This is a genomic window from Hydrogenophaga sp. (assembly GCF_028698005.1).
In the GTDB taxonomy this organism is placed as follows: domain Bacteria; phylum Pseudomonadota; class Gammaproteobacteria; order Burkholderiales; family Burkholderiaceae_C; genus Hydrogenophaga.
On sequence record NZ_JAQVEJ010000224.1, the window covers coordinates 1 to 3,506 of the forward strand.

The 3,506-nt window shown below is 66.0% G+C and carries 3 protein-coding genes; all 3 read right to left on the bottom strand.

Annotated elements, in window-relative coordinates:
• The coding region (gene leuS / locus PHQ87_RS15050; RefSeq protein WP_300236116.1) for a leucine--tRNA ligase at positions 1-2,329 on the bottom strand (2,329 nt) is incomplete at its 3' end.
• A gap of 114 nt (positions 2,330-2,443) precedes the next feature.
• Positions 2,444-2,845 carry a hypothetical protein gene (locus PHQ87_RS15055; protein ID WP_300236119.1) on the bottom strand — a complete coding sequence of 134 codons (402 nt, stop codon included), beginning with the start codon at positions 2,843-2,845 and terminating at the stop codon, positions 2,444-2,446.
• A 167-nt stretch (positions 2,846-3,012) separates the two neighbouring features.
• Entirely contained in the window at positions 3,013-3,468 is a 456-nt protein-coding gene (locus tag PHQ87_RS15060) for a biopolymer transporter ExbD (RefSeq protein ID WP_300236122.1), read from the bottom strand.
• Between the last annotated feature and the right edge of the window lie 38 nt (positions 3,469-3,506).

Here is a 3,506-nt window from a genome sequence, read left to right on the forward strand (position 1 = left end):
GGTCGGCCTCGCTACCGGCCTCGGCCTTGAAGTCCTCCAGCGCGTTGAGCATCTTCATCGCGCCCGAGACCACCGTGTTGTACTGCATGCGCTGGTAGTCGTAGTCCACCTGCCTGAGCACCGTGTGGATCTCCAGGCGCAGCGCCTTGGCCGCCCTGGACAGGTTCTGCCCGGACACGCCGGCCGCCAGCACGCCCAGGCCGCCGATGGCGCTGAGCTTGTGGCCGAAACCCCAGACGCGGCGCAAGAAGCGGTAGCTGCCCTCCACCGCGGCGTCGTTCCACTCCAGCGTGGCCTCCGGCGGCGCCGTGAACATGGTGTACAGGCGCGCGGTGTCGGCACCGTACTTCTCGATCAGGTCCTGCGGATCGACACCGTTGTTCTTGGACTTGGACATCGTGCCCACGCCCTCGTAGTCGATCGGCGTGCCCACGGGCAGATCACCCACGGCGTTCTTCAGGCGCGCGCCCACGATCTTGCCACCCTCGTCCAGCACGTGCTCGACGTCGTGCGGCCAGAAGTATTCCTTGCCGCCCTTGTCGGTGCGGCGGCTGTAGATGTGGTTGAGCACCATGCCCTGCGTGAGCAGGCGGGTGAAAGGTTCGTCCACTTTCACCAGCCCCAGGTCGCGCATCACCTTGGTCCAGAAGCGCGCATACAGCAGGTGCAGGATGGCGTGCTCGATGCCGCCGATGTACTGGTCCATCGGCATCCAGTACTGGGCGCCCTCGGCCACCATCTTCTCGGCATTGGCGGGATCGCAGTAGCGCATGAAGTACCACGACGAGTCCACGAAGGTGTCCATCGTGTCGGTCTCGCGCCGCGCCGGCTTGCCGCAGCAGGGGCAGTCCACCTTCAGGAAGGCCTCGCACTTGTTCAGCGGGTTGCCGCTGCCATCGGGCACGAGATCTTCGGGCAGGCGCACCGGCAGGTCCTTCTCGGGCACCGGCACGGCGCCACAGTCCTCGCAGTGGATGATCGGGATCGGCGTGCCCCAGTAGCGCTGGCGGCTGACGCCCCAGTCGCGCAGGCGGAAGGTGGTCTTCTTCTCGCCCAGGCCCTGGGCCGCCAGCAATTCGGCCACCTTGTCGACCGCCGCCTTGTGGCCGAGCCCGTCGAGCACGCCCGACTGCACGCAACGGCCGCGCTGCTTGTCGGCGTACCACTCGGCCCAGGCGTCGGTCGAGAAAGTCTCGCCCTCGACCGCGACAACCTGCCTGATCGGCAGACCGTACTTCTTCGCGAACGCGAAGTCGCGCTCGTCGTGCGCGGGCACGCCCATCACGGCACCGTCGCCGTAGCTCATGAGCACGTAGTTGCCGACCCAGACCTCGACCTGCTCGCCGGTCAGCGGATGGGTGACGAACAGGCCCGTGGGCAGGCCTTCCTTTTCCTTGAGCGCCAGCTCGGCCTCGGTCGTGCCGCCCTTCTTGCATTCCTCGATGAAGGCGGCGAGCGTGGCGTTGGTGGCCGCGGCATGCTGGGCCAGCGGGTGCTCGGGCGCCACGGCACAGAAGGTCACACCCATGATGGTGTCGGCGCGCGTCGTGAAGACGAACAGCCGGCCGTCCTGGATCAGCTGGCCCTGCGCATCCCGGATGTCGTGCGTGAAGGCAAAGCGCACCCCCTCGCTCTTGCCGATCCAGTTCTCCTGCATCAGGCGCACCTTGTCGGGCCAGCCGGTCAGCGTGGCCTTCTCGTTGCCCACCTGCACGTGCTGCAGCAGCTCGTCGGCGTAGTCGGTGATCTTGAGGTAGTAGCCGGGGATCTCGCGCTTTTCCACGATCGCCCCGGTACGCCAGCCGCGGCCGTCGATGACCTGCTCGTTGGCCAGCACGGTCTGGTCCACCGGATCCCAGTTGACGACCTGGGTCTTGCGGTAGGCGATGCCCTTTTCGAGCATCTTCAGGAACAGCCACTGGTTCCACTTGTAGTAGCCGGGATCACAGGTGGCCACCTCACGGCTCCAGTCGATGGCCAGGCCCATGGCCTGCATCTGCCGTTTCATGTAGGCGATGTTGTCGTACGTCCACCGGGCCGGCGGCACACCGTTCTTGAGCGCCGCGTTCTCGGCCGGCAGGCCGAAGGCGTCCCAGCCCATGGGCATGAGCACGTTGTAGCCGTTCATGCGCAGGTAGCGCGTCAACATGTCGTTGATCGTGTAGTTGCGCACGTGGCCCATGTGCAGCTTGCCCGAGGGGTAAGGCAGCATCGAGCATGCGTAGAACTTCTGCCGGCTGGCATCTTCCGTCACGCGATAGGCATCGGAGGCAGTCCAGTGGTCGTGCGCGGCGCGCTCGACCGCCTGGTGGGCGTATTTTTCTTGCATGGATCACCGGACCGCGGGGCCCGCGGCAAAGAGTCAGAAATAGGAAAAGGCCGCCGGCCCTCACGGGCCAGCGGCCTGGTCACAGCAGACGGATTTTAGGGCCTGCGCACCCGCCTAGAACAATTGCTGGATGTTAACCACCTGGTCACCCTGCTGGATGTACTGCGCATAAGCGATCAGGCCATCCACCGTGAAACGCACACGCAGGTTTTCCTGACCACCAAAGGAGTAGTCCGACCAGCCGTTCTCCAGCAGGCTGGTACGCGCATCGATCTTCACCCAGTACTGCTGCTGGGGGTGCTGGCCCACCAGGCTCACCACGTCCCCCGAGTGCATCCCGGCGGTCAGGTGGTCGTAGGCAAAACGCAGCGTCGACACGCCCCGCTTGTCGGCCTTGGTCTGGTCCTCGTCCTCATTTCCTCCGCAGCCGGCCAACGCCAGGCCCACGCCCAGCATGCCTGCCAGGGCAACCCGGCCCATCGTACGGCGACCCACCCGGTGGAATCCCTGCTTCATCCTCGATTCTCCTTGTTGTCGGGTGCGGCACCCGGTCGGTTCGGGCCACACCGGCGGCCCTTATATAACAAAGTTTTATAGCACAGCGTTTCCGGCCGCGACAAGGCAGACGCCCCAAGTGTTGCGAGCGAGCACCGTCAACCCGACATGAGGTCGAACCGGGTCGCTCAGCGGACGGCGGGGCCCGGCGCATCGGCGCCGGCGGCCTCGTCGGTGACAAAGCCGATGCGCGAAAGACCTGCGCGCTGCGCCATCGCCATGATCGCCAACACACGGCCATGCGGCACATGCTGGTCGGCCTGCAGCCAGACCTCGGTCGCCTGGTCATCGAGCGCGGCCTGGCGCAGCCGCTGCTCCAGCGCCCCATCGGCCACCGGCTCGTCGTCCCACCAGACCCGGCCTTCGGCGTCCAGCCCGAGCTGCACATGAGGCTCGCGCTCGATCGTGTCCGATCGCACCGGCGCCTCTTCCTTCGGCAGGTCGACCTCGATCCGGCTCGCCATCAGGGGAGCCGCAATGATGAAAATCACCAGCAACACCAGCATGACGTCGACCATCGGCGTCACATTGATGTCGCTCATGGGCCGGTGACCGGTCGGCTTGTCGAGGCGGCCGAAAGTCATGAAAAGGCCCCCACGCTCCGCCGCTGCGCGGGTCGCTG

Bases quoted from the DNA above. Each gene is read 5' to 3' on its own strand.
- PHQ87_RS15055 (WP_300236119.1), bottom strand. From the start codon at position 2,845: ATGAAGCAGGGATTCCACCGGGTGGGTCGCCGTACGATGGGCCGGGTT.
- PHQ87_RS15060 (WP_300236122.1), bottom strand. From the start codon at position 3,468: ATGACTTTCGGCCGCCTCGACAAGCCGACCGGTCACCGGCCCATGAGC.